Consider the following 25,059-nt stretch of genomic DNA (forward strand, 5'->3'; position numbering starts at 1 on the left):
ATCACAATCGGGACCCGAACCATGAGCGCAGTCTTCCCCGTCAATCCGGATGCCCGCTGGCGCAGCTATACGGCCGCTGCAGCGCAAACGGTCTTCGCGATCCCGTTTCCATTCCAGGACGCTGATGACATCACCATCCTGAAGATCGCGCTCAATGGCGCCGTCACGACGCTTGCCCTTCCGGCGGACTACACCGTAGCCGGCGCCGACAATCCCGCCGGCGGCAGCTTCACCCTGACAGTGCCGGCGGCCGCCGGCGAGAAGTTCATGCCGATCGGCAACGCGGTGCTCGAGCGCGTGCTCTCGATCGTGCGCGGCGGCCGCTACAATTCCGCCGCGACCGACGAAGATCTCGACCGGCTGATGATCATCGCCCAGGAGCACGATCGAGACATCGGGCGGGCCGTGAAGGCGGCTTACGGCACGGCCGGCGCGGATCTGCCGCCGGCCGAGGCCGATAAGCTACTCGGCTGGAACGCTGACGCTACGGCCCTCGAGAACAAGACGGCGGCCCAGCTCGGCCTCGTGGCGATCAGTGATGACCCAACGCTTGCCGGCGACAGCCACAACGAAGTGCCGACAGAGCATGCGGTCAAGGGGTATGCCATCCCGCTGGCCATTGCGACGGCCTTCGGCCTTAGCCTGCTCGGCTCGGTCAGCCTGCCAGCGCTGTCGGCGACGCTCGTCAATACGCAGACCGGCGCGGGCGCCGTGCAGCGCACCATCCAAAACAAGTTCACGGAGACGCTGTCGGTCAAGGACTTCGGTGCCGTGGGCGACGGCGTGACTGATGACACGGCTGCCATCCAGGCTGCGGAAAACGCAAGAGCGGCGGTCGCCGGCGAGCTAATCTTTCCGCCTGGCACCTACCAGATCAGCGCCGCGAACATCACGGTCAACCGATCTGCTGGTGGTGGGTGGCGCGGTCGTGGCCAAGCAATGCTTCGCGCGACCGCGAACAACACCATCCTGTGTGTGCTGACTGGCGCGGTGGCGGGAACGACAAACAAGCCGTTCTCCGTTTCCGGCCTGCATTTCCACGGCGGCGGGTTTACTGGCGTCCGTGGCGTGCATGAGGCGTCCCCTTACGGGACGACCATCGACGGCTGCACCTTCACGCAGATGTATTTCTGCGCGTCGTTCATCGGCGGCTCGGTCCTGGCAACCCAGACAGGCTGGATACAGATCAGCAACATCAGGCAGTACGGCGGCGGGTCGTGGGCCTTCTACGGCTTCGACGATACCAAGTATCTGTTCCACATCGAACTCAACAACATTCATCAGGTCGGAACAGGTTCGGCCGCCAATTGGGAAAACGACTTTTGGATTGAGGGCCGGCGGGCTGTAGGTCTTTCGATCAACAACTGCTGGTCTGGCTCGCTCGACGGTGGCGCGGACGGATTGCGGCTGCGCGGCGACTGCCAGGGCGTGTTCGTCACGAACTCGACGTTCGTCTGGCCGAAGATCGGCATCAATTCGCTCACTTGGACCGACACGCTGAAGCCGGCCTACGTCTACATGGCGAACATCGGCGTGGACCAGCATACGACCAGCGCCGCCGAGATCGAGGGGCGCACGTGGTTCATCACCAACGCCAACTTTGCGAACGGCTACGTTCGCACCAACACTGGGCAGGCGTGCTTGCTCAAGTCGACCTGCACTGACATCGTGATCGAGAACGCGCTTTTCGCTTATGACCAGAAGTCGGGCCTGGTGGTGCAGAACGGCGCTAAGAAAATCCGCGTCAGTAACTTCACCGCTGAAAACAACAACCAAGTTGCCGGCGCGTTCTATGATGTCGATCTTGGCGCGTCGCCTTATGTTGACGTTCGGCTATTCGGCAAAAACGTGCTCGGCACGGCGGGCGTCAACGCAACCGGCCAGCGTGTGGTGAATGGCGTCACGTCGAATGAAGTGAGCCGCAATACCGGCTCGGCCGCCACCACGGCGGTCACCACTACAGAAGACCTGATGACCTATTCAATCCCAGCCAACGTGCTGAAGGTCGGGCAGAAGGTCCGGCTCACGGCCTGGGGCGTTACCGCTGCCAACGCCAATACCAAGACAATCCGGCTCTGGTTCGGCGCGAACTCGATCGTCGATCACAACGGCGCCTGGAACAATGTCCCCTGGCGGCTGCAGGCTGATATCTACATCACGGGCGTCGATGCCCAGGAATACAGCGGAGTGGCGTTTGCGTCCGCCAACACTCCGTCAGTCCGGCAGGGTACCATGGCGAACGATGATGGCGTGGCGATCACGGTGAAATGCACGGGCCAGAACGGAACCGCCAGCGCCGGCGACATCACCTGTCAGGGCTTCACGGTCGAGCTCTTGGACTAGGCCGCGACCGGCTCCGGCCTCGGCGCTGCAATCATGCGCCGAGCCTTCTCGCCGATGACCATGCCCGGAACCTCGACAATGGCGTGAGTGAGCCACGCCAGTCCGATCGCTATCGAGATCGACGAGAGGCTGTAGACGGCAAACAGCGCGTAGGGGTCGAGATCCAGGGACCTCACTCCGAGCTTGACGATGATCAGCGCGCCGGCCAGGTGCAGCAAGTAGAACGGATAGCTGATCCGCCCCAGGAAGTGTGCGACTGGATTGGTCGTGACCCAGATCGAATGCCGGGCGACGTATGCCACGACGCAGAAGGCTCCGGCCATTTGCCAGCAACGCATGGCGAAGCCCGGGCCGAGCAGGAAGTCCGCCGTCATCAGGGCGGCCAGACCTAGCAAAGCGATTATGCGATTGGTCGCGGCGGCGGGTAGATCGTCGACGATCGCGCCCAGGGCAAAGGCGCTCATGAACAGCGGCACCGGGCGATTGTCGAAATAGGACACTGCGAACGTAGTGGCCAGAAACGCAACAAATAGGGCCGGATGCAGGCGCCGGGCCGTCACCGCGGCAAAGACCCATAGGCTTCCCCAAACCTCGATCTGCAAGGTCCACAATACCCCGTTAAGCGAGGTGTCATAGAGGATCGCTGCGCCGAAAATCTGCGACCAGGTGCTTGAAGGAGTCAGAAACCCAATGATGAGCGCCGACGCTGCAGCGACGGGGATGAGGCGGAAAGCTCGGCGGACGATATAGGGCACGAACCCATCGTCTTTCCGTCGGAGAGATCTCGAGAGCACGAGGCCCGATAGCACGAAGAACACGATGACAGCAGCGTCGGCGTGAAAAACGATATGCAGGAACCGGAAAATCGCATCCTGCAGGGTCGCGTCCGGAACGGTTGCGACCGTCATTCGCAGCGCTGGCCCTATGCCGCCAGCGACGGAAGCGCAGTGCCCGACCGCGACGCTGAAGGCGGCCAGGCCGCGAAGGCCGTCCAGGTCGTAGTTTCGAAGTGTTGCCATCCCGCCGAATAGCCAGCGAACAGCCTCGATTGTCAACCTCGAGTTGACGCCATCGCCGCCGCCTTAGCCTAGCGGAAACCTTCGAAGGATGGCGGTGGCATGGATAAGAGCATCCCCAAAGCGGCGCTGGCGCTGCTCGATTTCATCGGCAGTATCGAGGCCCCGCGCGGCTACGACACCGTCTACGGCAACAACCAGGCGAAGCTGCCAAAGCCGCTCACCACGATGACGATCGACGAGGTGATCGCGGCCGGGCTCGGCTGGTCGAAGACGTTTGGCAGCTCGGCCGCCGGCAAGCTGCAGTTCATGCGCGCCACGCTGCAGCGGCTGAAAAAGAAGCTCATGCTCTCCGGCGCCGAGCTGCTGGACGCCGACATGCAGGACAGGCTCGGCTACCAGCTGCTTATCGAGCGCGGCTATTCCGACTTCGTCGCCGGCAAGATCGGCCCGATAGCGTTCGGCAAGGCGCTGGCGCAGGAATGGGCATCCTTTCCCGTGCTCTCCGCCACCAGGGGCGCGACGCGCTCGCTGAAGCGTGGGCAGAGCTACTACGCCGGCGACGGCTTGAACAAGGCGCTTGTGGCGCCCGAGCGCGTTGAGGCGATGCTCGCCCAGGTGCTTGCCATGGCCGGCGCGCCGGCACAGGCGCCCGCCAGAGCGCAAACGCCGGCGCCGACGAGCTCGGCACCGGCCGGCCCAGCGGAGCGCGTTCCTGCGCCTCTCCCGCCGCCGACGAAAAAGAAGTGGTTCGCCGGGATCCTCGCCGCTCTCGGCATCGGCGTCGGGGCGGGCGGTGCCGGCTGGCAATCCGGCGAGTGGATCCTGTTCGGCGGGCTCGCCCTAGTCCTGGTCGTTGTCGTCGGCGTTTGGCTACACGGGAGGCAAGCATGACGGGTCTGATCATTCGCATTGGCCTGCGCTATGGCGCGGGCTTCCTGGTCGCGCGCGGCCTGCTCGGCGCTGACGACGCTGCAGCCTTCTCGTCGGATCCGGACATCGCCGCCGCGATCGAGGCCGGCGCCGGCGCGGCGATCGGCGCGGCCGTCGAGGGCTGGCACTACCTGGCGCGCCGCTTCGGCTGGGAGCACTGAACCATGGAGCTAGTGCCGATTTTCGCCCCGATCATCGAAAAAGTGCTGCCGTATCTCGTCGCCGGCGCCGCCGCCCTGGCGGCGTTTGGCGTGGCGCTTTGGCGCGCCCGGGCCAAGGGCGCGGCCGCCGTGAAGGCTCGCCAGGCGGCCGAGGAAGCGAAGGCGCGCGACGTCGCCGACCAGGTCGACAACGACGTTGGCGCACTGCCGGCCGAAGCGGTGCGTCAGGAGCTGAAGACATGGGAAAAGTGATCGCGCTCGGGATCCTGCTCCTTCTCGCTCTCGCCGGCTGTACCGCAGCAAGAGGGAGCTTCTGTGACGTGTCTACGCCGGCGCGGCTTTCGGCAGCTGCGGTCGACCAACTAACCGACGCCCAGGCCCGGGCACTGCTTGCGCACAATCGCAAGGGCCAGAAGCTATGCGGATGGAAGGCCTGATGACGATCGACTGGACCATCAGCATCAGCCACGTGCTGACGATCGCGTTTGCGCTCGCCGGCGGCATTGCCGCCTGGGTGACGTTGCGTTGGCGCGTCGCCGCGATCGAGACGGCTGTGGGCCGGATCGAGAAGGCGCTCGAGGCGGAGCGCAATGCGTCTGCGCTGTCGACGGCGGCTATGAACGGCAGTCTGAAGATCATCCAGGACCGCATCGAAGATGTGCGCGCCAAGGGAGCGCACGAGCTCGCCGAGTTTAAGCTCGAAGTGGCCAAGAACTATGCAGGCCACGTCGCGCTGCGCGACATGGAGGCCCGGCTGGTCAAGGCGATCGACGAGCTCGGCGAGCGGTTGGAAAAGCTCTCTGATGACAGGGCCAGATCCCGGGCTTGACAGCGTGAGCAAACCCGCTGATTTTTCCGGCAAAGCTCACAGGGCGAAAAGCCAAGTGATTGATATTGCTTAGTGCCCAGAGTTCTCTTAATCAGCGGGTCCACAGTTCGATCCTGTGCACACCCACCAAATTTCTCTCAGATCCGATGGAAAATCCGCTGTCTAAGACGGCTGGCACTTGGGCGATTGGTGACTGTCTGAGGCTTGCCTGGCGGGCTGCCAGAAAGGCAGCCCGCCACTTTGTTTGCCGAACTACTTCTCCGAAACACCCGCCTCGGCGAAACTCGCCATCCTGGCGTGGCATTCCAGCGCCGAGCGCACGAGGTTGACGGCGAGACAGGCGCCGGAGCCTTCGCCGAGCCGCATGCCGAGGTCGAGCAGCGGCGGCAGGCCGAGCGCTTCGAGCAGGCGGCGGTGGCCCGATTCGGCCGAGACATGGGCGGCAATGGTGTGGGCCAGGCCGGTCGGATGCAGCCGTGCCAACGGCGCAACGGCGGCGGTGCAGACAAAGCCGTCGAGCAGCACCGGCACGTTGTTGTGGCGCGCGGCAAGCGTGGCGCCGAAAATCGCGGCAAGCTCGCGTCCGCCAAGGGCGGCTGCGATCTTCAGCGGGTCGGACAGTGAACCTGCGTGGCGGGCGAGGCCGGCATCGATCGCAGTGATCTTGCGGATCAGGCCGGCATCGTCGACGCCGGTGCCACGTCCCGTCCATTTCTCCGCGCCGCCGCCGAACAGGGCGGCCGAGATCGCCGCCGCCGGCGTGGTGTTGCCGATGCCCATCTCGCCGAAGCAGACGAGATCGAGGTCCTTGCTCACTGCGTCGTAACCGGCCGACACAGCGGCGAGAAACGCCTGTTCGTCCATCGCCGGCACCTGCGTGAAATCGCCGGTCGGATGATCGAGATCGAGCGGAATGACGTCGAGCTTGGCGCCCGCAATGCGGGCAAGCTGGTTGATGGCAGCACCGCCGCCGGCGAAATTCGCCACCATCTGCACGGTGACTTCCGACGGATAGGCCGAGACGCCCTGCGCGGTGACGCCATGGTTGCCGGCAAAGACGAAGACCTTCACTTCGTCTAATTTGGGCATGTCGCGGCCCTGCCAGCGCCCCAACCAGGCGGCGATCGATTCGAGCCGGCCGAGGCTGCCCTGCGGCTTGGTGAGGGTGTCCTGGCGGCCGGCGACGGCAGAGGCGGCGGCGTCGCTTCCGGCCGGCAAATCGAGGCAGGCAGCGCGAAGGTCTTCGAGTGATTTGAAGGACATCAGGGCAAGGTCTCCGAAACAGAATCAGGAAAGGCAAACGGAAGCGACGAGCAGGACCGCGATCTCGCCGAGCTGCTGCAGCGCACCGATCGTGTCGCCGGTCTGGCCGCCGATCTGGCTGAGGCAAAGCGCACGCAAGGCGGCGAACAGCAGGCCGAGCAGGATCAGCGCGGCGATGGCGCCGCCGGGGCCGAGCGCCAGCAGGGCCACGGCGGCGCCAAGGGCTGCTCCGATGACGGCGGTTTCGGCGGACACGGAGCCGGCATTGGCGGACAGGCCGTCGGCGCGGGCGGGCGGCAGAAGGTGCATGAAGGCGCCGAAGAGTCCGCGCGAGGCGGCATGCGCGGCAAGCAGTGCCAGAAAAACTTCCCCAGAGTTGGTCAACTCGGACAATGCGCTCCAGCGGATGAGCAGGGAAATGCCAAGTGCGGTGGCGCCATAGGCGCCAATGCGGCTGTCGCGCATGATCTCCAGCTTCTTCTCGCGCGTCCTGCCGCCGCCGAAGCCGTCGGCGATGTCGGAAAGCCCGTCCTCGTGCAGGCAGCCGGTGGCGAGCATCGTGGCGGCAAGTGCGAGCGCCGAAGCCGGACCGGGGGCAACACCGAGCTGGGCAGCGATCGCATAGGCGAGCGCGCCGATGACGGCGACTGCAAGGCCGGCAAAGGGGGCGGCCCAGATGGCATCGGCGAGGCTCCGGCCGCCGAAATCGCTCGACGGCAGCCTCAGCCGCGTGAAGAAGACAATGTTGAGGCAGATGTCGTCAAGCAATTGCCGGGGCTCGGAGAGGCCGCTCATGCGGCCCTCGCGATGGCGTGGAAGAAGGTGCCGCTGACCTGGCCGCGCCGGTAGCCCGACGGACCCAGCGGATTGCCCTGCCCATCAGCGAGATCGGCCAACGGCTCGTCATTGCCGGTGGCAGTCATCTGCGCGTAATGGAACTCGTGGCCGCGGATGAGCGTGCCTTCGCTCCCGAGCGGGCAGGCGGCACGCAGGCGGGCCTCGCGGTAGCCGAGGTTCATCTTGCGTTTGGCGAAGCTGGTCGAATGTCCAAGCAGGCCGAGCATGGTGTGGCTTTGTCCCTCGGCGTCCTCCAGCGTCTCGCCCAGGACCATGAAGCCGCCGCACTCGCCGTGCACGGGCTTCGTCGCGGCAAAACGCGTCGTGTCCGCCCGGAATTTGGCGGCGGCCGCCAATTTGCCGGCGTGCAATTCGGGATAGCCGCCGGGCAGCCAGCAGACATCGCAGTCTTGCGCCGGCCCCTCGTCGGCCAGCGGGGAGAAGGGAACGAGCTCGGCGCCGGCTTTGCGCCAGTGCCTGGCAACATGCGGGTAGAGGAAGGTGAAGGCGGCATCCTCGGCGAGCGCGATGCGTTGTCCAGGCGGCTGCAATGCATCGCCGAAATTGCCGGGTGCCGGCTCAAGCGGCGTCGCCAGCGCCAGGATGGCTTCGATGTCGAGCGACTTCTCGACCATGTCGGCCAGGCGGTCGAGATGCGCCATCAGGTTTTCGTACTCGCCGGCCTGGACGAGGCCGAGATGCCGTTCCGGCAGATTGAGCGTAGGGTCGCGCATGATGGCGCCGACCACCGGCAGGCCGATCGCCTCGATGGCGTCGCCCGACAGCCGGCGATGGCGCTCGCTGCCCAGGCGATTGAGCACGACGCCGGCCATGCGCACGTCCGGATCGTAAGTGGCAAAACCCTTGGCGACAGCCGCCGCCGTGGTCGATTGGCCGGAAACATCGAGCACCAGAAGCACCGGCAGACCGTAGAGCCGGGCGAGATCGGCTGCCGAGCCCGTCCGCCCTTCCGGCGCGGGAATGCCGTCGAACAGGCCCATGGCGCTTTCGAGGATGACGTATTCTGTGTCCTCCGCTGCCTGCGCGGCCAGCGCGTTGAGCAGGGAAGGCGACATCGCCCAGCTGTCGAGATTGACGCCCGACAGGCCTGTCGCGGCTGCGTGGAAGCCGGGGTCGATATAGTCCGGTCCGGACTTCGCCCCGCGCACCTTCAGCCCGCGCCGGGCGAGCGCGCGCAAAAGGCCGATGGTGACGCTGGTCTTGCCCGAGCCGGAGCGCGGCGCGCCGATGATGATCGCGCGGGCGGTCACCGCTCACCCGCCAGTGTCGCGCGCATGGCGACGATGTCGCCGATGACGATCAGCGCGGGCGAGGCAAGCCCGGCGGCGGCGGCTTTCTCGGCGATCGTGGCGAGCGTGGCGACGACAATCCGCTCCTGCGGCGTGGTCGCGGCGACGATCACTGCAGCCGGCGTCGAGGGATCGAGGCCGCCCTTGAGCAGGGCGGCGGCGATGATCGGGAGATTGGCCATGCCCATATAGACGACGACAGGCTGGCCGGTGCGGGCAATTGCGGCCCAGTCGATGTCGTCATCGGTGCCGGCGGCATGGCCGGTGGCGAGGATGACGGCCTTGTTGATGCCGCGCATGGTGGCGGGAATGCTGGTGGCGGCCAGCGCGCTGAGACCCGAGGTCAGGCCGGACAGCACCCGGAACGGGATGTTTTTTCGTGCCAGGGCCAGCGCTTCTTCGCCGCCTCGCCCGAAAATATAGGGGTCTCCGCCTTTCAGGCGCACGACGCGGCGGCCCTGGCCCGCCAGCCGGACGAGCAGGGCGTTGATATCGTCCTGCTTCATCGAGGGCTGGCCGCCGCGCTTTCCCGCGTAGAAAAGCTCGGCCCCTTCAGCGACTGCGACGACATCGGTCGAGACCAGCGCGTCATAGACCAGCGCATCGCATTGCCCGAGCGCCGCGAGCACCTCCAGCGTCAGGCAGCCAGGATCGCCTGGGCCGGCGCCGGCCAGCCAGACATGACCGGGCTCCAGCTCGCGCGGCTTGAAGTTTAGCCGCGCCAGCGCCTGCTCCACCGTCCGTCCGATCCTGTTCGAGGCGCTGTCGTTCACAATCCGTCCCGTCCACGAAAACGCCGCTGGTAGTGGGCGTCATAAAGTGAGCTCTCGCCGAAATCCTGCGCCGCGAGCGCGCTGCCGACGAAGATGATCGCCGTGCGTTCCATTGGATTTTCCGCCAGCTGCGCCTCGATGGTGCCCAACGTGCCGGTAAGGATGCGCTCGTCCGGCCAAGAGGCGCGGAAGACGACCGCAACCGGGCACTCGGCGCCATAGAGCGGCGTCAGCTCTGCAACGACGCGGTCGATGGCATGGATGGCAAGGTGAATGGCGAGCGTGGCGCCGGTGCGGCCGAAGCCGGCAAGCGTCTCGCCCGGCGGCATCTTCGAGGCGCGGCCTGAGACACGGGTAAGCACCAGGCTTTGCGCAAGTTCGGGAATGGTGAGCTCGCGCCGCAACGCCGCCGCCGCGGCGGCAAAGGAGGGGACGCCGGGCGTCAAGGTGTAGGGGATGCTGTTCTTATCCAGCCGCCGGATCTGCTCAGCGACCGCGCTCCACACCGAAAGATCGCCGGAATGAAGACGCGCGACATCCTGGCCGGCTCTGTGGGCGACAACATATTCGGCCTCGATCTCGTCGAGCGACATTGGCGCGGTGTCGATCAGCTTGGTGCCGGGCGCGCAATGCTCGAGCAGTTCCGGCGCGACGATCGAGCCGGCATAGAGGCAGATCGGGCAGGACGCCAGCAGACGGCTGCCGCGCAAGGTGATGAGATCCGGAGCACCAGGACCTGCGCCAATGAAGTGGACGGTCATGCGGCACCTCCGCCAAGAGCGATGGCGCAGGTGACCGGGCCAAGCACCGTGCGGGCCCCTAGCAGTCTTGCACCTTTTCCGGCCGCCGCCAGAGCCGAGGCTTCCGATAGCGACGGCGTGCCAGCGTGGGCCTGCGATGTTTCGGATCGGCTGATCGTGCCGGCGGAGGCGGCCTGCAAGGCGTCGTCGGTAACGACGATCACCGGGAGAGCGAGGTCGCGCCCGGCCAGGAAAATGGCTTCCTCCTGGCGTTTGGTTTCGCCTGTAGCCAGCGCGGAGAGCGCGGTCATTGCCAGCCCATGCGCTTCGAGCGCGGTCTCGACCGCCGCGCGCACGTCGCTTGCCGTCACACCTTTCCGGCTGCCGATGCCCGCGACCATCATGGCTTGACCCAACTCCACTGCATGACCGGCATCGCCGGGCGCCAGGCCTGCATGGAGCCGACCGGAGCTGCGCGCGAGAGCGCGATGCGGGTGAGATCGCCGCCGCGCCTGGTGTGCTGGCCGAGCAGCAGCGCTTCCAGCTCCAGCGTCACCGCATTGGCGACCAGCCGGCCGCCGGGACGAAGGGCCTTGATCGCCTTCTCCAGCACCCCGGCGTCGCTGCCGCCGCCGCCGATGAAGATCGCATCCGGCGTCTCCAGCTTGAAGAACGCCTTGGGCGCCGAGCCTTCAATCACGACCAGACCCGGCACACCGCAATGAGAGGCATTGCGGTGAATACGAGCGGCGCGCTCCTTGTCGGCCTCGACGGCGATGGCCCGCATCGAAGGATGCGCCAGCATCCATTCGATGCCGACCGAACCGGAGCCTGCGCCAATGTCCCACAACAGTTCGCCGCGGCGGGGCGCCAATGCCGAGAGTGTGATTGCGCGGATCTCGCGCTTAGTGATCTGGCCGTCATGCTCGAACAGATGATCGGCAAGACCGACGGTCAAGGGCAGGATGCGCGCATCCGGCGTCGATTCAATTTCCAGCGCCAGCACGTTGAGTGGATTGATCTTCTTGAGATCGAAAGCGTCAGCGCGCGCGGTGCGGCGCGTCTCATCGGGACCGCCCACCGCTTCCAGGACCGTCAGCCGCGAGGGCCCGAAGCCATTCTCCTCGAGTAACCGCGAGATGGCCGCCGGGGCATCGCCGTCCGATGTCAGCGCAAGGATGCGCGCCCCGGCATGGAGCAAGGGACGGATCAGATCGATCGGACGGCCATGCAGCGAGATGGTCTCGACATCCTGCAGCGCCCAGCCGAGGCGGGACGCGGCCAACGACAAGGAGGACGGCGACGGCAGGACCAGCATCTCATCCGGCTTTACCTTGCGCGCCAGCGTGACACCGACGCCATGGAAGAACGGGTCGCCGGAGGCGAGCACGCAGACATTCTTGCCTTTCAATGCCAGCACATCGCGCATCTCGGCATCGAAGGGGGTTGGCCACGGGCGAGCTTCACCCTTGGCCAAGGATGCAACGAGCGCCAGGTGCCGTTTGCCGCCAAAAACGACGTCGGCCTGCGCGATACGCTGCTTGGCCGGATCGCCAAGACCCGCTACACCGTCCTCGCCGAGGCCGACCACCGTTAGCCATTTTGAGGTGAGCTTGGCGCCGCGCGGACCCTTAGCAGGCATGATGACCCACCGTATCCTGATCCTCGGCGGAACCACCGAAGCCCGGCAGTTGGCGGGAAAGCTGGTGCGTCGGGAGGATTTCTCGGTCACGCTGTCTCTGGCCGGCCGCACGGAAAGCCCCGTCGCCCAAGGCGTGCCGGTGCGCGTCGGTGGATTCGGTGGCGCGGAAGGAATGGCCGCCTATCTCGGCCAGGACCATGTCGACCTGCTGATCGACGCAACGCACCCTTATGCGGCGCGCATTTCGGCCAATGCCGCCGAGGCGTCCAGGCGAACCGGCGTTCCCATATTGGCCTTGAGGCGCTCGGGCTGGGAGCCAGTTGCCGGCGATCGCTGGACCCTGGTGGACAGCGTTGCTGAAGCGGCGCAGGCGCTTGGCACGAAGCCTCGACAGGTGTTCCTGGCGATCGGCCGGCAGGAGGCGGCCGCCTTCGAGGCCGCTCCGCAACACCGCTATCTGATCCGCAGCGTCGACCCGGTCGAGCCGAAGCTGGCGGTGCCCGACGCGCTCTACCTCCTGGCGCGCGGACCGTTTCCAGAGGCCGACGAGCGGGCGCTGCTCGAAAAACACGGCATTGACGCCATCATATCGAAGAACAGCGGAGGCGAGGCCACCTATGGCAAGATCGCCGCGGCGCAGGCGCTCGGCATCGAGGTCATCATGGTGCGTCGCCCGCCGCTGCCGGACGTTCGTTCGGCCGAGACGGTCGATCAACTGGCCGCAATCGTCGATCATCTTTTCGAACCCGTTGCCGAGCGCGGCGTGTAGACCAGCGCGGGGCGTTCGCCGCGCTTGATGATGCGGGTCTCGGGCGAGCCGATGATGATGCAGGTCGCCATGTCGGCTTTTTCCGCATCGGCATCAGCAAGCAGGAACACCTCGATGCGCTCGTCGGGCCGACCGGCGGCGCGGCCGAAGATCACCGGCGTGGTGCCGGGCAGGATCGCCTTCAGGCATTCGAAAGCCCGGCCAAGCTGCCAGGGCCGGGCCTTGCTGATCGGATTGTAGAGCGCAATGACGAAGCCGGCGCCGGCCGCCGCGAGCAGGCGCAGCTCGATCAGGTCCCACGGTTTCAGATTGTCGGAGAGCGAGATGGCGCAGAAATCGTGGCCCAGCGGCGCGCCGATGCGGGCGGCGACGGCGAGCATGGCGGTGACGCCGGGAACGACCGCGAGGTCGATCGCTCGCCATTCGGCCGGCCCGGCTTCGATCGCCTCACAGACGGCTGCCGCCATGGCAAAGACGCCCGGATCGCCCCCGGACACGACGGCGACGTTATGGCCTTCGGCGGCCTTGGCCAGCGCTTCGTTGGAGCGGGCGAGCTCCTCGCGATTGTCCGAGGCGACACGGATCTGGTCCGGGCGCAACTCCAGCCGCTCGACATAAGGCTTGTAGCCGAAGAAGAAGGAGGCTTCCGACACGGCGCGGCTTGCCTCCGGCGTGACCTGGTCGGCATTGCCCGGCCCGAGACCGATGACGGTGAGGCGGCCGCTCATGGCTTGGCTCCGGCAGCGCCAGGGCGGGCGGACCAGCCGGCAACCAGCACGATGGCGAAATAGGGGGCCTTGTCATCCGGCTTGTCGGCGAGCCGCATCGAGACGCTGCCGGGCATGGTGCCGCGTTCGACATAAACAGCCTTCGCCAACTTGCCGGTCGCTTCCAGCGCGCGGCGGATTTTGGGCAGGTTGCGGCCGACCTTCATGATGACAGCGGCATCGGTGTCGGCCAGCCGGCGCGTCAGCTCGAACTCGCTCATCGTGCCCGGCAGAACGGTCAGCACGTCGTTGCCCTGGACGATCGGCAGGCCGGTCGCCGACCAGCAGCCGGACATGGCGGTGATGCCGGGGATGACTTCGGTCGGAAAGCGATGCGCCAGCCGGACGTGCAGGTGCATATAGGAGCCGTAAAACAGCGGGTCGCCTTCGGACAGCACCGCAACCATCCTGCCGGCGCCAAGATGCTCGGCGACCTGTTCGGCCGACTGCTCGTAGAAGTCGGTGATCTGCGAGCGGTAGTCGTCGTGGTCCTTGTCGATCTCGGTCGTCACCGGATAGAGCAGCGGGAGCTCGATCATGTCCGGCCGGAAGCGCGCCTCGACGATGGCACGCGCATTGCTGTTGTTGCCGCCCTTGGCGAAATAGGCGACGACGTCGGCCTCGGCCAGCGCGCGCGCTGCCTTCAGCGTCAACAATTCCGGATCGCCGGGACCGGTGCCGACGCCAATCAGGCGTCCTTTGGATATAGCGTTCACAGGCCCGGCCTCGCCAACGAATTCAGCGCCGCCGCCGTCATGGCGCTGCCACCAAGCCTGCCGCGCACGATGGCGTAAGGCACGCCATAGGAGTTCTCAGCCAGCGCATCCTTGGATTCGGCAGCGCCGACGAAGCCGACCGGCATGCCGATGATCGCGGCCGGCTTCGGCGCGCCGTCGCGAAGTTTTTCGAGTAGATAGAACAGCGCGGTCGGCGCGTTGCCGATGGCGACCACCGAGCCGGCCATGCGATCGCCCCAGAGGTCGATTGCAGCGGCCGATCGGGTATTGCTGATTTCCTTGGCGATTTCGCTGGTGCGTGGGTCGCGCAGCGTGCAGATCACCTCATTGCCGGCCGGCAGCCGGGCACGGGTGACGCCATGTGCGACCATCTCGGCGTCGCAGAAGATCGGCGCGCCGGCCGCTAGCGCGGCCCGGGCAGAAGCGACGAAATCGCTGGAAAAGACGAAATGGCTGGCGGCCTCGACCTGGCCGCAGGCATGGATCATGCGGATCGCGACATCGGCTTCGGCCTCGGAGAAGCGCGACAGGTCGGCCTCGGCGCGGATAATGGCGAAAGAGCGCTCATAGATCGCCATCCCGTCATGGATATAGTCGTAAGCGGCCATTCTTCAGTTCCGTCGATAGAGTTCGGCGACCCCGGCCGCGCCAAGCCTTCTCAGGCAGGCAGCGGTGGTCTCGCCTTGATGTCGTTCGCCACGGGTTGCCGCCGCAATGCCGGCGATCCCGCGCGCGGCGTCATAGCCCGGCCTGTATCCGGCAGGAAGGGCCTTTGCCGTCCCGTCCACGACAAGTCCGGCTCCGTTTTCGTCGCCGACCAGGGCCAGCACTGCCGGGCCGGGATGGGCGCAGCCCTTGGCGCAGCCGGAAATGTGAAGGGTGAGCGAGGCATCGAAGAGGTCGGGGCTCTCCGTTGCGATCGTTTCAGCGATGGCGCGGGTGGCGATGCGGCCGGAAGTGCAGGCGGGCGCTCCGGGGCAGGCGGCGATGCGGGTGCGCGGATCGGCGGCCTTGGTGACGAAGCCGAGGGCGGCGGCTGAGGCTTGCAGGGCAGGGCAGGCGGATGCGGTGAGGCCGAGGAAAAGCAGAGCGCGGCCTGGGGCAAAGCGGATTTCGGTGGTGCCGAGATCCGAAGCCTGAACGGCGAGATCCATGAGATTTTGCGCCGGCATGCTGCCGAAGGGCAGGCCGAAGCCGAGGGCGTGGCTATCCGCAAGATCGAAGGTGCCAATGGGGCGTCTTATAGGCTGGCGCTCCTTCACACCCCCCTCTGTCCTCCCGGACATCTCCCCCGCAAGGGGGGAGATTGGCAGCTCTGCCGCCGGCACTCCTCTTTTGTCCGAAGTTGACGCAGCGTTTGCGATTAGCGAAACCGGCGGCGACAGCTCAATCTCCCCCCATGTGGGGGAGATGTCCGGCAGGACAGAGGGGGGCGCGAAGGAATGCCAGCCTGCGAGGGAGGCCAACTGCCGCTCCGTCAAATCCCGCGTATGCGCCTCGCGGCCTCTTTCAGCGACCATCCGAAGTGCCGCAACGGTGATATCGCGTGCACCGTCCGTATCGACCATCGTGAGCGGCCTTGCGCTGCGCGCGTCGCCGGCAACCGACATGCTCCATTGGGTGCCGCTTGCAGTCCGCACCGCAGTCAGCCTTACGTCGGCAGTCACCGCATCCATGGCCAACTGCCCACCGCCGTCGACAACCACCGACACCTTCGGCCCCAGCCGTGCCGTCAGCCCGGCCTCTTGGATGGCAATCCTGATCCGATCCGCCAGCGGACGCGGGTCCGCGATCTCCTGCGGGTCGATGCCGGCCAACGGCCCGATCTCCACCGGCACGCCGCTCCGCACCTCGATCCCCAGCGCATCCACTTCGGCCGCCAGCAGCTGCGCGCTGTCCGCCGTCAGACCGCGGATCTGCAGGCTGCCGCGCGCGGTCACCTCCATGATGCCGTTGCCATGGCGCAGGGCGGATTCGCAGAGTCCGATCAGTGCCTTGAGGGCAAGTCCTCCAGCGACCGGATTGAGCCGCACCAGCAATCCGTCGCCGGTTCGCATGGGCGCGCTCAAGGCAGGGCAGGCGCCGCGGCGCGAGAAGGCGTTCATGCCGCCACCCCGCTTGCCTGGGCCTCTGCGATCAAGGCGGCGAGATCGTCGTCGATGGAGTTGCGGAGCGGATGCCAGAGGCCGCGCCGCCGCGCGGCCAGGAACCGCTCCGCGATGACTTTCGCGGCGGCCGGGTTCTCGCGCAGGAGGAAGGCGCGAACCTCCGGGTCACCCACATAAGCGTCATGCACCGCTTCGATCAACGCAGCGGAAATGGCATGTGTGGTCTCGGCAAAGCCGACGAGACGATCGACGGTCTCAGCGAATTCCGAGGCTCCGCGCGGGCCGTGACGCATCTGGCCGGCAATGAAGCGCGGATTGACGGCACGCGCCCGCACCACGCGGGATACCGCTTCGCCAACCGAACGCGGTTTCGGCTTCTTCGGATCGGTGGTGTCGAGCACGATGACGTCGGCATTGCGGCCGAGCGCGGCCAGTGCTGCAGAAAACCCGCCGATGAACGCGACATCGGCCGAGCCTTCGAGGATATCGCGGCCCGGGTCGTCGCCGGTGTGGACGAGAAGGTCGGCTTCGGCAATGCGGCCCTCGAAGGCGCCGGGCGCGGAAATCGCTTCCCCGTCAGCGCCGCCATAGGCGTGCGATGTGGCCTCAAGATAGGCGCGGCCGATCTCCTCGCGCGCACCCCATTCGCCGCGCGACAGCAGATCCTCGATACCGGCGCCATAGGTGCCGGGCGAGGTGCCGAAAATGCGCGGGCTGACTTTCCCCTCGGCGCGCGCCGCGGCGGCGAGGGGATTTTCGGAATCGTCTTCATCGCGGCCGGCAACCGCATGGGCGGCGGCGTCGATCAGCGCGATCTGGGTCGGGAACATGTCGCGGAAGAGGCCCGAAATGCGCCAGGTGACGTCGATGCGCGGGCGGCCAAGTGCCGCCGGCGGCAGCACTTCGATGCCGGTGACGCGGCCGGTGGCGGCATCCCATTGCGGCCGGCAGCCCATCAAAGCCAGGCCTTGGGCGATCTCCTCGCCGCCGGTGCGCAGCGAGGCCGAGCCCCAGAGGTCGATGACCAGCGCGCGCGGCCAGTCGCCATGGCTCTGCATGTAGCTGCGCACGACTTCCTCCGCCGCCGCCTGTCCGAGGTCATAGGCGGTCGGCGTCGGCATGGTGCGCGGGTCGGCGGTGAAGAGGTTGCGGCCGGTGGGCAGCACGTCGGAGCGGCCGCGCGCCGGCGCGCCGGCCGGCCCTGCCTTGATGTGGCGGCCGTCGAGCGCGGCGAGCAGGGCTGCCTTTTCGGCCTCCGCGCTTTGCCTCCGCAGGGTATCGGGTTCATCCTCCGGCGCGCGGCCATAGATGTGCAGCCCGTCCTTGATGGCGAAATCCTTGAGGTCGCAGAGCCAGGCGTCGATGCGGCGCAGCGCTTCGTCCGGCGCATCGGTGCCGCCAACGCCCGCTTCGGCGGCCAGACCGGATTTTTGCGCGGTCTCGACGATAAGCCTGGCCAGCCGATCGCGGCGGCGGCGGTCGAGTCCGTCGGCCTGGGCGTATTCGTCGACCAGCCGCTCGAGCCGCTGCTGCGCCTCGTCGAGACCGGCGCCGGTCAGCGGCGGTGGCAGATGGCCGAGCGTGATGGCCGAAATCCGGCGCTTGGCCTGCGCCGCCTCGCCGGGATTGGAGACGATGAAGGGATAGATGACCGGCAGCGACCCGGTGACGATCTCGGGGAAGCAGGTGCCGGAGAGGGCGACCGTCTTGCCCGGCAGCCATTCGAGCGTGCCATGCGCGCCGACATGGATGATGGCGTGCACGCCGAGCGATTTTTGCAGCCAAAGGCCGAAAGCGATCAGGTCATGACGCGGGGGGAGAGTTGGGTCGTGGTAGTCGGCGCGGCGGTCGGCCGAGCGGCCGCGGTCGGGGGCGAGCGCCACCGTGATGTTGCCGAAGATCGCGGCGCGGAAGGGGAAGTGTGTCGAGGTCGGCGCTTGAACACCCCCCTCTGTCCTGCCGGACATCTCCCCCTCAAGGGGGGAGATTGGCAGTTCTGTCGTCTGCGCGATCCCAGCAGCGCTGATGATTGGCGAAAGCTGTGATGACAGCTCAATCTCCCCCCTTGAGGGTGAGATGTCCGGCAGGACAGAGGGGGGCGCATTGACGTGAGCTTCGTGCTTAGCTCCTCCCCAAGCTGCCTCAACCGCATCGCGCGAAGCTTCGGGAAGCTCTGCCGACAGAGCGAGGTAATCCTCCAAGGCAAGACCCTGCCCACCAACCCTCAGCGCATCCACCAACCCACGCGGCGATTGCGGAATCCTGTCAACCGTATAGCCCTGTTCCTTCAGGTCATGCAGCATGGCGAGCACGCTCGACGGAACATCCAAGCCGACGGCGTACCCCGTGCGTCCTGGCGCGCTTGGATAATCCGGAATCAGGATGGCCAGTTTGCGCCTCGCCCGCGCGGTCCGCTGCAGTCGGACAAAGGCGCCGATGCGAGCCGCGACCTGCGCCACGCGATCCGTTTCCGGCCGGTTGGCGAAAGCTCGAAAGGCGAGCGCCGGGTCGGCTTCGATCTCGCCCTTGAACGAGATCGCGCCGGCCAGGATGCGGCCGTCCAACTCGGGCAGCACGACATGCATGGCGAGATCGGCGGGCGCCAGGCCGCGCTGGTTTTGCTCCCACACCTCGCGCTTGGTCGTGGCGACGATGACCTGGAACACCGGCACGGCGGCGCGGTCGAACAGGGTTTCGGCACCGGGCTCGGCGCCGGAGGCGAAGGCGGTGGCAGTGACCATGGCTGCGGGGTTCAGCGAGGCGAGGGCGGTTTCGACGAAGCCCAAAGACGTCGGATCCTTGAGGCTGGATACAAAGATCGGTACGGGCGTCATGCCTTGCGCCCGCAAAGCTTCGGCCAACGCGTCGATCGGCGCGACGTCGGCCGCAAGCAGCATCGAGCGGTAGAAGAGGATGGGGATGATCGGGGCAGCATTTCCCTCCCTCTCAAGGGGGAGGGGGACCACGCCGCGTTCCGGCTCGTAAAATCCAGCCTTCGGCACGCTGACCGGCTCAGCAACCGCCGCATCCGATCCGGCAAGCCGCGCCAATCTCTGAACCAGCGTCGCCATATTGGCCGGGCCGCCTTCGCGGAAATAGCCGAGCAGGGCGTCGAGTTCGGCACGCGGCAAGGTCGAGCCTTCGATCAGCCGCAGGTCCTCGTCATGGCTTTCGCCGGGCAGCAGCGCCAGTTTTATGCCGCGGTCGCGCGCCACCGCCGCAAGCTGGTCACAGCCGTAACGCCACCAGTCATAGCCGCCGACGATGCGGACGAGAACGACCTTGGCATGACGCGCGACGCTGTCGATCCACAAATCGACTGACATTGGATGGCGGAGGTCGCGCAAAGCCGCGAGCCGCATCGACGGAAGGTGTTCCGCATTCCCCTTCCAGGCGGCAGCCAGACCGGCGAGGTCGCTGTCGGTGAAGGACAGCGCCACGACATCCGCAGGCGTCTGCCTGAGGTCGATCGGCTCGGCGAGGTCGTCGAGCGAAGCGGATGTCGTGATGAGGATATGCATTGCTTGTCGTGTCGGGCTTTCGTATCGGCCTCAGCCGGCGAGGATACGCTCGATCGCCGGGCGGTTCAGCCCCTTGAGGCCGATGACGACCAGCCGCGAACGGCGGTCGTCTTCCGCCGTCCAGGCGCGGTCGTAATAATGGTTGACGCGCGGGCCAACGGCCTGCAGCAGCAGCCGCATCGGCTTGCCGCCGACCTCGACGAAACCTTTGACGCGCAGCACGTTTTCCTGCTCGGCGGCAACGGCGACGCGCTTTGCAAGCTCATCCGGATTGGCGATCGACGGGATATCGATGACGAAGGAATCGAAATCGTCGTGCTCGTGATCGAGCTCGTCATCGTGATGCGTCTTGCGGTTCTCGATGTCGTCTTCGACGGCGAGGCCAAGGCCGAGCAGCACCGACGGGTCGACCTTGCCCTGTGCGGTCGGAACGACCTTGACCGCGCGCGCCACGTGCTCGCCGATGACCGCGTTGGCGCGCTCCGAGCCGGCCGCGTCCATCAAATCGCTCTTCGACAGGATGATCAGGTCGGCGCAGGCGATCTGGTCCTCGAACACCTCCTCGACCGGATCATCATGGTCGAGCGAATCGTCGGCGGCACGTTGCGCCTGCAGGGCATCCATGTCGGAAGCGACGCGGCCGTCGGCCAGCGCCGGACCGTCGACCACGGCTACGACGCCGTCGACGGTGACGCGGCTCTTCACGCTCGGCCACTGAAAAGCCTGGACCAGCGGCTTCGGCAAGGCCAGGCCGGAGGTCTCAATCAGGATGTGGTCGACCTTCGGCGTGCGCGACAGGATCTGGTCGAGCGCCGGCACGAAGTCGTCGGCGACGGTGCAGCAAATGCAGCCATTGGCCAGTTCGACGATGTTTTCCTCCGGGCAGGTATCGACGCCGCAGCCTTTCAGGATCTCGCCGTCGATGCCGACATCGCCGAACTCGTTGACGATGATCGCCAGCCGCTTGCCCTTGGCATTTTCAAGCAGGTTGCGGATCAGCGTCGTCTTGCCGGCGCCGAGAAAGCCGGTGACGACGGTGCAGGGAACACGGGAAAGATTGGGCGAATTAGGGGCGTCCATAGGTCAGTCCTTCAGGAGGTCGAGGGGAGGGAGGCGGGCAACCAGACCGCGCTTGAGGGAATCGGGCCTGCCGCGCCACGGGATGAGGCCATCGGTCGAGGTGGCGAAAAGTTTTGCTCCGGTGACGAGATCGGTGCCGCTGGTCGTGTCGAGGTCGCCGAAGACGTAGCTCCAGCAACCGTCGCGCAAAAGTGCTGCGCTCAGACGGCGCTTGCAGTTGCCGAGGCATTCGACCGTTCGAATGCGGACTCTTTCGCCCGATGCGGCACGGCGCGCGTCTTCGGCCAACTGGGCGCCGGCGCGCGGATGCGCATCCGATCCGGTCTCGTCGCGGCAGGACGAGCAGACGATGACGGTGACGCCTGCCAAGGCGTCGTCAGGTTCGGACGCAAAGTCCGCGATATTGGCCGGAAAACTGCCGTTGCGATCCAAAACCAGGCTCCTTGCCCGGAAAACCCGCCGGGCGTTCGGATACGTAAAGTCTCAGACGGCAGGTCTCCTGGCTCGCGTGTCATCGCCTCGATGCCGCCTTCCCGGGAATGCCCAGTGGTGTTCGGCCGAGGCTCGTCGCTTACAGTTGCGGGGACAGCCGCGGATTTGGGATTTTGTAAGCCCGCACCGCATTCCCTCTTGGCTCCTCCCTTTGCCGGGAGAAGACCGTCTGCGGCGGATTTAGGCTTAGAGGTACCGGCCTGTCAACGCGCGGCTACGACACCGCGATGTCGGCCAGCGCCGGGCCGAGGTCACCGGCCGGCGTTATTTCGATGCTGTCGAGGCCAAGCCAGCCCTGCATCTGCTTCAACTCGTCGAAGAGCTGGGCGGCCGTCTCGGGCGGTGCGCCGGGTTCGGCATAAGCAGCGTGGACGCGCAAGACGCCGGCCGGACGGTCGGCTCTCAGATCGACACGCGCCACGATGCGGTCGCCGAGCAGGAAGGGCAGCACGTAGTAGCCGTACTGGCGCTTTTCGGCCGGCGTGTAGATCTCGATGCGGTAGCGAAAGCCGAACAGCTTTTCGGTGCGCGTGCGTTCGAAGACGACGGGGTCGAAGGGCGCAAGCAGGGCGCGCGCGTCGATGCGGCGCGGAAAGCGGGCGTCTTTGTGGAGATAGGCGGTCTTGTCCCATCCTTCCACTTTCATCGGCAGCAGTTCGCCCATCTCGACCAGTTCCTCGATGCGGTCCTTCGTGTCGCCCGGCGCCAGGCGGAAATAATCGCGCAGATCGCCATAGGTGGCGATGCCATGGGCGCGGGCGGAAATGCGCAGCAATTCGCGATGGGCGTCCTCAACCGAAGGCACAGGCAGGTCGAGGACAGCCTGCGGCAGAACACGCTCCGGCAGGTCGTAATAGCGTTCGAAGCCGCGCCGGTAGGCGGTGGTGATGCGGCCGGCCCAGAACAGCCATTCGAAGGCGTGCTTGGCCTCGCTCCATCCCCACCAGCCGCCATTGCCCTTGTGGCCCTCGATGTCGGAGGCGGCGATCGGTCCTCGGTCGGCGACCTGCCTGTAGATCTCGTCGATCATCTGCTTGCGCTCACGACCCCATTTGGCAAGGCCGAGATACATTTCCTCGCCGCGCTCGGCACGCTGCATGCGCCAGCGCATCAGCGGATAAGTCTCGACCGGCAGGAAGGACGCTTCATGCGCCCAATATTCGAAAACGGTGCGCCTGCGATTGAGCGCAGCGTTGTCGAGCAGCGAAAGCGGATAGGGACCGAGGCGCGAATAGAGCGGCATATAGTGGGCTCGGACAACGGCGCTGACGGAATCGATCTGGAGCAGGCCGGTCCGGGAAAGCACGCGGGCGAGGTGCCGGCGATCCGGCGTGCCGGCCGGTCGCGCATCGTTGAAGCCCTGGGCGCTGAGCGCGACGCGCCTGGCCGTGGCGAGCGAGACTTGTTCCTTCATCCAGGTGCCTTGCCCCTGATCCCTTCTACCCGGATTTCCGGCCGGTGATTCCTACCATGCTAGCAGCCAAATGGCGGCAGATGTGTCAGGAGAGAAAAGTGGAGTAAAAAACGAAGGAAATCAAACAGGAGCCGATCGGTTCAGTTTCTTCCGATATGGCGCCAAGGGCCGCGTTTTGAGCAAGGTTTGACTTGCTTCGCCGGATACGCTGCGCTAACCCTCGCCGCGTTGCAGCAAGGGCCCCCTAAAACGGTTCAGCGGTTAATCTGTCACGCTTCCGCAATAGGGTGTGTTGCTGTAATCAAGTGAATTGCCCGCCAACGGAAATCCGCTCATGAGCGCACTTCTAAGTTCATATCTTCCTATTGTGCTGTTCATCGGCGTGGCGCTGGTCGTTGGGCTGGCGCTGATCATCGCGCCGTTTCTGGTGGCCTACCGCAATCCCGATCCGGAAAAGCTTTCCGCCTATGAGTGCGGGTTCAACTCGTTCGACGATGCCCGCATGAAATTCGACATCCGCTTCTACCTGGTGTCGATCCTGTTCATCATCTTCGATCTCGAGGTGGCCTTCCTGTTCCCCTGGGCGGTGTCCTTCGCCAAGCTCGGCATGCTCGGCTTCTGGTCGATGATGGTGTTCCTGGTGGTGCTCACCATCGGCTTTGCCTATGAATGGAAAAAAGGAGCGCTGGAATGGGATTGAACGAGAGTTCAGGCACCCTCGTCGCGCCGAAGCCCAAGGGCATCATCGATCCCAACACCGGCAGGCCGGTGGGGGAGGACGATCCCTTCTTCCTCGAAATCAACAATGAGCTGGCCGACAAGGGTTTTCTCGTCACCTCCACCGAGGCGCTGATCACCTGGGCGCGCAGCGGCTCGCTGATGTTCATGACCTTCGGTCTCGCCTGCTGCGCGGTCGAGATGATCCACACCTCGATGCCGCGCTATGACTCGGAGAGGTTCGGCGTCGCGCCGCGCGCGTCCCCGCGCCAGTCCGACATCATGATCGTCGCCGGCACGCTGACTAACAAGATGGCGCCGGCGCTGCGCAAGGTCTACGACCAGATGCCGGAGCCGCGCTACGTCATCTCGATGGGCTCCTGCGCCAATGGCGGCGGCTACTACCATTATTCCTATTCGGTGGTGCGAGGCTGCGACCGCATCGTGCCGGTCGACATCTATGTGCCCGGCTGCCCGCCGAGCGCGGAGGCGCTGCTTTACGGCATTCTTCTGCTGCAGAAGAAGATCCGCCGCACCGGCACGATCGAACGGTGAGCCGATGACCCTGGCGTTGAACGAACTCTCCACCTATCTCGGCGAGAAGCTCACCGGCCGCATCGGCGATGCGGTGCTAGCCTATGGCGAGCTGACCGTTTCCGTCGAGCCCGGCAATCTGATCGAGGTTGCGACCTTCCTGCGCGACGATCCGCGCTGCCAGTTCGTCTCGTTCATCGACATCAGCGGCGCCGATTATCCGTCGCGGGACAGGCGCTTCGACGTCGTCTATCACCTGTTGTCGCCGAAGCAGAATGTCCGCATTCGTCTCAAGGTGCAGGCCGACGAGGAGACGTTGGTGCCGTCACTGACCGCCGTCTATCCCGGCGCCGACTGGTTTGAGCGCGAGACCTACGACCTCTACGGCGTACTCTTCTCCGGCCATCCGGACCTGCGCCGCATCCTCACCGATTACGGGTTCGAGGGTCACCCGCTACGCAAGGATTTCCCGCTGACCGGCTTCGTCGAGGTGCGCTACGACGACGAAGCCAAGCGGGTCATCTACGAGCCGGTGGAATTGAAGCAGGAATTTAGAAACTTCGACTTTTTGAGCCCATGGGAGGGAACGGATTACGTTCTTCCGGGCGATGAGAAGGCGAAACAGTGAGTAAATGGTGAATAGTGAATGGTGAATGGACGAGACGCCGGAAAAGATACGCGACTATCGCGATCTCATCGTCTGGCAGGAGGCGATGGATATCGCCGAGTCCGTTTACGCATTGACGCGTGGGTTTCCGCGCGAGGAAATGTTCGGATTAGCGGCCCAGATGCGGCGATGTGCAGCTTCTATTCCGGCGAACATTGCGGAAGGTTTCGGTCGCGCACAGCGCCGGCCATTCATCCAATTCCTTCGCATAGCGCAAGGCTCGTTGAAGGAACTGGAAACGCATACCATGCTCTGCGGACGCGTTGGACTGTTGTCCAAGGAGCAGGTCGCAACTATGGAGCCGGGATATACCAGACTCGGCAAACGCTTGGTCTCGTTCGTGCGGTCGCTCGATGGAGAGCGCGAATGACCGTTCACCATTCACCATTCACCATTCACTATTCGC

At 65.7% G+C, this 25,059-nt stretch carries 26 protein-coding genes and 1 riboswitch; of the genes, 10 read left to right on the plus strand and 16 right to left on the minus strand.

The window, feature by feature from the left end:
* The first annotated feature begins 21 nt into the window (after nt 1-21).
* On the plus strand, nt 22-2,343 hold the full coding sequence (locus EN818_RS15525; protein WP_135904760.1) for a glycosyl hydrolase family 28-related protein: 2,322 nt from the start codon (nt 22-24) through the stop codon (nt 2,341-2,343).
* On the opposite strand, the gene EN818_RS15530 is transcribed toward EN818_RS15525, so the two are convergent.
* Nucleotides 2,340-3,362 carry an acyltransferase gene (locus EN818_RS15530; RefSeq protein WP_145972131.1) on the minus strand — a complete coding sequence of 341 codons (1,023 nt, stop codon included), beginning with the start codon at nt 3,360-3,362 and terminating at the stop codon, nt 2,340-2,342. The two genes, EN818_RS15525 and EN818_RS15530, sit on opposite strands and share 4 nt — an antisense overlap.
* Nucleotides 3,363-3,461: 99 nt before the next feature.
* On the opposite strand from EN818_RS15530, the gene EN818_RS15535 reads away from it, so the two are divergent.
* The 4 genes from EN818_RS15535 to EN818_RS15555 all read left to right on the plus strand — a co-directional run bounded on the left by EN818_RS15535 (nt 3,462) and on the right by EN818_RS15555 (nt 5,282).
* Nucleotides 3,462-4,253 (plus strand): hypothetical protein, encoded by a 792-nt coding sequence (locus EN818_RS15535; RefSeq protein WP_135904764.1) that lies wholly within the window; start codon nt 3,462-3,464, stop codon nt 4,251-4,253.
* Nucleotides 4,250-4,453, plus strand: coding sequence for a hypothetical protein (locus EN818_RS15540; protein ID WP_135904766.1), 204 nt, complete (start codon nt 4,250-4,252; stop codon nt 4,451-4,453). Before EN818_RS15535 ends, EN818_RS15540 begins: the two co-directional genes overlap by 4 nt.
* A 3-nt stretch (nt 4,454-4,456) precedes the next feature.
* Nucleotides 4,457-4,705 carry an ABC transporter permease gene (locus EN818_RS15545; protein WP_135904768.1) on the plus strand — a complete coding sequence of 83 codons (249 nt, stop codon included), beginning with the start codon at nt 4,457-4,459 and terminating at the stop codon, nt 4,703-4,705.
* Between the two features lie 184 nt (nt 4,706-4,889).
* Nucleotides 4,890-5,282, plus strand: a complete 393-nt coding sequence (locus EN818_RS15555) for a hypothetical protein (protein WP_135904772.1) — start codon at nt 4,890-4,892, stop codon at nt 5,280-5,282.
* 252 nt (nt 5,283-5,534) lie between these two features.
* On the opposite strand, the gene cobT is transcribed toward EN818_RS15555, so the two are convergent.
* The 7 genes from cobT to cbiE are packed head-to-tail and all read right to left on the minus strand — an operon-like array spanning nt 5,535 to nt 11,847.
* On the minus strand, nt 5,535-6,545 hold the full coding sequence (gene cobT / locus EN818_RS15560; protein WP_095809443.1) for a nicotinate-nucleotide--dimethylbenzimidazole phosphoribosyltransferase: 1,011 nt from the start codon (nt 6,543-6,545) through the stop codon (nt 5,535-5,537).
* A gap of 24 nt (nt 6,546-6,569) precedes the next feature.
* Nucleotides 6,570-7,340 carry an adenosylcobinamide-GDP ribazoletransferase gene (gene cobS, locus EN818_RS15565; RefSeq protein ID WP_095809442.1) on the minus strand — a complete coding sequence of 257 codons (771 nt, stop codon included), beginning with the start codon at nt 7,338-7,340 and terminating at the stop codon, nt 6,570-6,572.
* Entirely contained in the window at nt 7,337-8,653 is a 1,317-nt protein-coding gene (locus EN818_RS15570) for a cobyrinate a,c-diamide synthase (protein ID WP_129553877.1), read from the minus strand. The genes cobS and EN818_RS15570 overlap by 4 nt, the downstream gene beginning before the upstream one ends.
* The gene (cobA, locus tag EN818_RS15575) at nt 8,650-9,465 is read right to left on the minus strand and encodes a uroporphyrinogen-III C-methyltransferase (protein ID WP_095809440.1); all 816 of its coding nucleotides are present in this window, start codon (nt 9,463-9,465) and stop codon (nt 8,650-8,652) included. Before cobA ends, EN818_RS15570 begins: the two co-directional genes overlap by 4 nt.
* Nucleotides 9,462-10,226, minus strand: a complete 765-nt coding sequence (gene cobM / locus EN818_RS15580; RefSeq protein WP_095809439.1) for a precorrin-4 C(11)-methyltransferase — start codon at nt 10,224-10,226, stop codon at nt 9,462-9,464. Before cobM ends, cobA begins: the two co-directional genes overlap by 4 nt.
* Nucleotides 10,223-10,609 carry a cobalamin biosynthesis protein gene (locus tag EN818_RS15585; RefSeq protein WP_095809438.1) on the minus strand — a complete coding sequence of 129 codons (387 nt, stop codon included), beginning with the start codon at nt 10,607-10,609 and terminating at the stop codon, nt 10,223-10,225. Before EN818_RS15585 ends, cobM begins: the two co-directional genes overlap by 4 nt.
* Nucleotides 10,606-11,847 carry a precorrin-6y C5,15-methyltransferase (decarboxylating) subunit CbiE gene (gene cbiE / locus EN818_RS15590; RefSeq protein ID WP_095809437.1) on the minus strand — a complete coding sequence of 414 codons (1,242 nt, stop codon included), beginning with the start codon at nt 11,845-11,847 and terminating at the stop codon, nt 10,606-10,608. The genes EN818_RS15585 and cbiE overlap by 4 nt, the downstream gene beginning before the upstream one ends.
* Before the next feature lies 1 nt (nt 11,848).
* Here cbiE and EN818_RS15595 point away from each other — a divergent pair, with 1 nt between their 5' ends.
* Nucleotides 11,849-12,616, plus strand: a complete 768-nt coding sequence (locus tag EN818_RS15595; protein WP_095809463.1) for a cobalt-precorrin-6A reductase — start codon at nt 11,849-11,851, stop codon at nt 12,614-12,616.
* On the opposite strand, the gene EN818_RS15600 is transcribed toward EN818_RS15595, so the two are convergent.
* The 8 genes from EN818_RS15600 to EN818_RS15635 all read right to left on the minus strand — a co-directional run bounded on the left by EN818_RS15600 (nt 12,580) and on the right by EN818_RS15635 (nt 22,735).
* Nucleotides 12,580-13,344, minus strand: a complete 765-nt coding sequence (locus EN818_RS15600; RefSeq protein WP_095809436.1) for a precorrin-3B C(17)-methyltransferase — start codon at nt 13,342-13,344, stop codon at nt 12,580-12,582. The genes EN818_RS15595 and EN818_RS15600 overlap by 37 nt on opposite strands.
* Nucleotides 13,341-14,099 carry a precorrin-2 C(20)-methyltransferase gene (locus EN818_RS15605; RefSeq protein ID WP_135904774.1) on the minus strand — a complete coding sequence of 253 codons (759 nt, stop codon included), beginning with the start codon at nt 14,097-14,099 and terminating at the stop codon, nt 13,341-13,343. Before EN818_RS15605 ends, EN818_RS15600 begins: the two co-directional genes overlap by 4 nt.
* Entirely contained in the window at nt 14,096-14,728 is a 633-nt protein-coding gene (locus EN818_RS15610; RefSeq protein ID WP_095809434.1) for a precorrin-8X methylmutase, read from the minus strand. The genes EN818_RS15605 and EN818_RS15610 overlap by 4 nt, the downstream gene beginning before the upstream one ends.
* A 3-nt stretch (nt 14,729-14,731) precedes the next feature.
* Nucleotides 14,732-16,225, minus strand: coding sequence for a precorrin-3B synthase (gene cobG / locus EN818_RS15615; RefSeq protein ID WP_095809433.1), 1,494 nt, complete (start codon nt 16,223-16,225; stop codon nt 14,732-14,734).
* Entirely contained in the window at nt 16,222-19,749 is a 3,528-nt protein-coding gene (cobN, locus tag EN818_RS15620; RefSeq protein ID WP_135904776.1) for a cobaltochelatase subunit CobN, read from the minus strand. The genes cobG and cobN overlap by 4 nt, the downstream gene beginning before the upstream one ends.
* 30 nt (nt 19,750-19,779) lie before the next feature.
* Nucleotides 19,780-20,829 (minus strand): cobalamin biosynthesis protein CobW, encoded by a 1,050-nt coding sequence (gene cobW, locus EN818_RS15625; RefSeq protein WP_095809431.1) that lies wholly within the window; start codon nt 20,827-20,829, stop codon nt 19,780-19,782.
* A 3-nt stretch (nt 20,830-20,832) separates the two neighbouring features.
* Nucleotides 20,833-21,261, minus strand: a complete 429-nt coding sequence (locus tag EN818_RS15630) for a DUF1636 family protein (protein ID WP_095809430.1) — start codon at nt 21,259-21,261, stop codon at nt 20,833-20,835.
* Between the two features lie 39 nt (nt 21,262-21,300).
* Nucleotides 21,301-21,506, minus strand: a riboswitch (cobalamin riboswitch).
* Nucleotides 21,507-21,535: 29 nt separating this feature from the next.
* Nucleotides 21,536-22,735 (minus strand): winged helix-turn-helix domain-containing protein, encoded by a 1,200-nt coding sequence (locus EN818_RS15635; protein WP_095809429.1) that lies wholly within the window; start codon nt 22,733-22,735, stop codon nt 21,536-21,538.
* A 334-nt stretch (nt 22,736-23,069) separates the two neighbouring features.
* On the opposite strand from EN818_RS15635, the gene EN818_RS15640 reads away from it, so the two are divergent.
* The 4 genes from EN818_RS15640 to EN818_RS15655 are packed head-to-tail and all read left to right on the plus strand — an operon-like array spanning nt 23,070 to nt 25,023.
* Complete coding sequence (locus tag EN818_RS15640) at nt 23,070-23,435, plus strand: NADH-quinone oxidoreductase subunit A (RefSeq protein ID WP_095809428.1); 366 nt, start codon at nt 23,070-23,072, stop codon at nt 23,433-23,435.
* Nucleotides 23,426-24,007, plus strand: coding sequence for an NADH-quinone oxidoreductase subunit B (locus tag EN818_RS15645; RefSeq protein WP_095809427.1), 582 nt, complete (start codon nt 23,426-23,428; stop codon nt 24,005-24,007). The genes EN818_RS15640 and EN818_RS15645 overlap by 10 nt, the downstream gene beginning before the upstream one ends.
* A gap of 4 nt (nt 24,008-24,011) precedes the next feature.
* Nucleotides 24,012-24,614 (plus strand): NADH-quinone oxidoreductase subunit C, encoded by a 603-nt coding sequence (locus tag EN818_RS15650; protein ID WP_095809426.1) that lies wholly within the window; start codon nt 24,012-24,014, stop codon nt 24,612-24,614.
* 25 nt (nt 24,615-24,639) lie between these two features.
* On the plus strand, nt 24,640-25,023 hold the full coding sequence (locus EN818_RS15655) for a four helix bundle protein (protein ID WP_095809425.1): 384 nt from the start codon (nt 24,640-24,642) through the stop codon (nt 25,021-25,023).
* Nucleotides 25,024-25,059: the final 36 nt, after the last annotated feature.

This window comes from Mesorhizobium sp. M3A.F.Ca.ET.175.01.1.1, assembly GCF_004791945.1.
In the GTDB taxonomy this organism is placed as follows: domain Bacteria; phylum Pseudomonadota; class Alphaproteobacteria; order Rhizobiales; family Rhizobiaceae; genus Mesorhizobium.

Coding starts and splice junctions, on each gene's coding strand:
- EN818_RS15610 (WP_095809434.1), bottom strand. CDS start 14,728: ATGGCCGCTTACGACTATATCCATGACGGGATGGCGATCTATGAGCGC.
- cbiE (WP_095809437.1), bottom strand. CDS start 11,847: ATGCCTGCTAAGGGTCCGCGCGGCGCCAAGCTCACCTCAAAATGGCTA.
- EN818_RS15545 (WP_135904768.1), top strand. CDS start 4,457: ATGGAGCTAGTGCCGATTTTCGCCCCGATCATCGAAAAAGTGCTGCCG.
- cobT (WP_095809443.1), bottom strand. CDS start 6,545: ATGTCCTTCAAATCACTCGAAGACCTTCGCGCTGCCTGCCTCGATTTG.
- cobN (WP_135904776.1), bottom strand. CDS start 19,749: ATGCATATCCTCATCACGACATCCGCTTCGCTCGACGACCTCGCCGAG.
- EN818_RS15600 (WP_095809436.1), bottom strand. CDS start 13,344: ATGAGCGGCCGCCTCACCGTCATCGGTCTCGGGCCGGGCAATGCCGAC.
- EN818_RS15595 (WP_095809463.1), top strand. CDS start 11,849: ATGACCCACCGTATCCTGATCCTCGGCGGAACCACCGAAGCCCGGCAG.
- EN818_RS15555 (WP_135904772.1), top strand. CDS start 4,890: ATGACGATCGACTGGACCATCAGCATCAGCCACGTGCTGACGATCGCG.
- EN818_RS15585 (WP_095809438.1), bottom strand. CDS start 10,609: ATGATGGTCGCGGGCATCGGCAGCCGGAAAGGTGTGACGGCAAGCGAC.
- cobM (WP_095809439.1), bottom strand. CDS start 10,226: ATGACCGTCCACTTCATTGGCGCAGGTCCTGGTGCTCCGGATCTCATC.
- EN818_RS15655 (WP_095809425.1), top strand. CDS start 24,640: ATGGACGAGACGCCGGAAAAGATACGCGACTATCGCGATCTCATCGTC.
- EN818_RS15640 (WP_095809428.1), top strand. CDS start 23,070: ATGAGCGCACTTCTAAGTTCATATCTTCCTATTGTGCTGTTCATCGGC.
- EN818_RS15635 (WP_095809429.1), bottom strand. CDS start 22,735: ATGAAGGAACAAGTCTCGCTCGCCACGGCCAGGCGCGTCGCGCTCAGC.
- EN818_RS15540 (WP_135904766.1), top strand. CDS start 4,250: ATGACGGGTCTGATCATTCGCATTGGCCTGCGCTATGGCGCGGGCTTC.
- EN818_RS15525 (WP_135904760.1), top strand. CDS start 22: ATGAGCGCAGTCTTCCCCGTCAATCCGGATGCCCGCTGGCGCAGCTAT.
- EN818_RS15650 (WP_095809426.1), top strand. CDS start 24,012: ATGACCCTGGCGTTGAACGAACTCTCCACCTATCTCGGCGAGAAGCTC.
- EN818_RS15645 (WP_095809427.1), top strand. CDS start 23,426: ATGGGATTGAACGAGAGTTCAGGCACCCTCGTCGCGCCGAAGCCCAAG.
- cobS (WP_095809442.1), bottom strand. CDS start 7,340: ATGAGCGGCCTCTCCGAGCCCCGGCAATTGCTTGACGACATCTGCCTC.
- EN818_RS15530 (WP_145972131.1), bottom strand. CDS start 3,362: ATGGCAACACTTCGAAACTACGACCTGGACGGCCTTCGCGGCCTGGCC.
- EN818_RS15535 (WP_135904764.1), top strand. CDS start 3,462: ATGGATAAGAGCATCCCCAAAGCGGCGCTGGCGCTGCTCGATTTCATC.
- cobW (WP_095809431.1), bottom strand. CDS start 20,829: ATGGACGCCCCTAATTCGCCCAATCTTTCCCGTGTTCCCTGCACCGTC.
- cobG (WP_095809433.1), bottom strand. CDS start 16,225: ATGAACGCCTTCTCGCGCCGCGGCGCCTGCCCTGCCTTGAGCGCGCCC.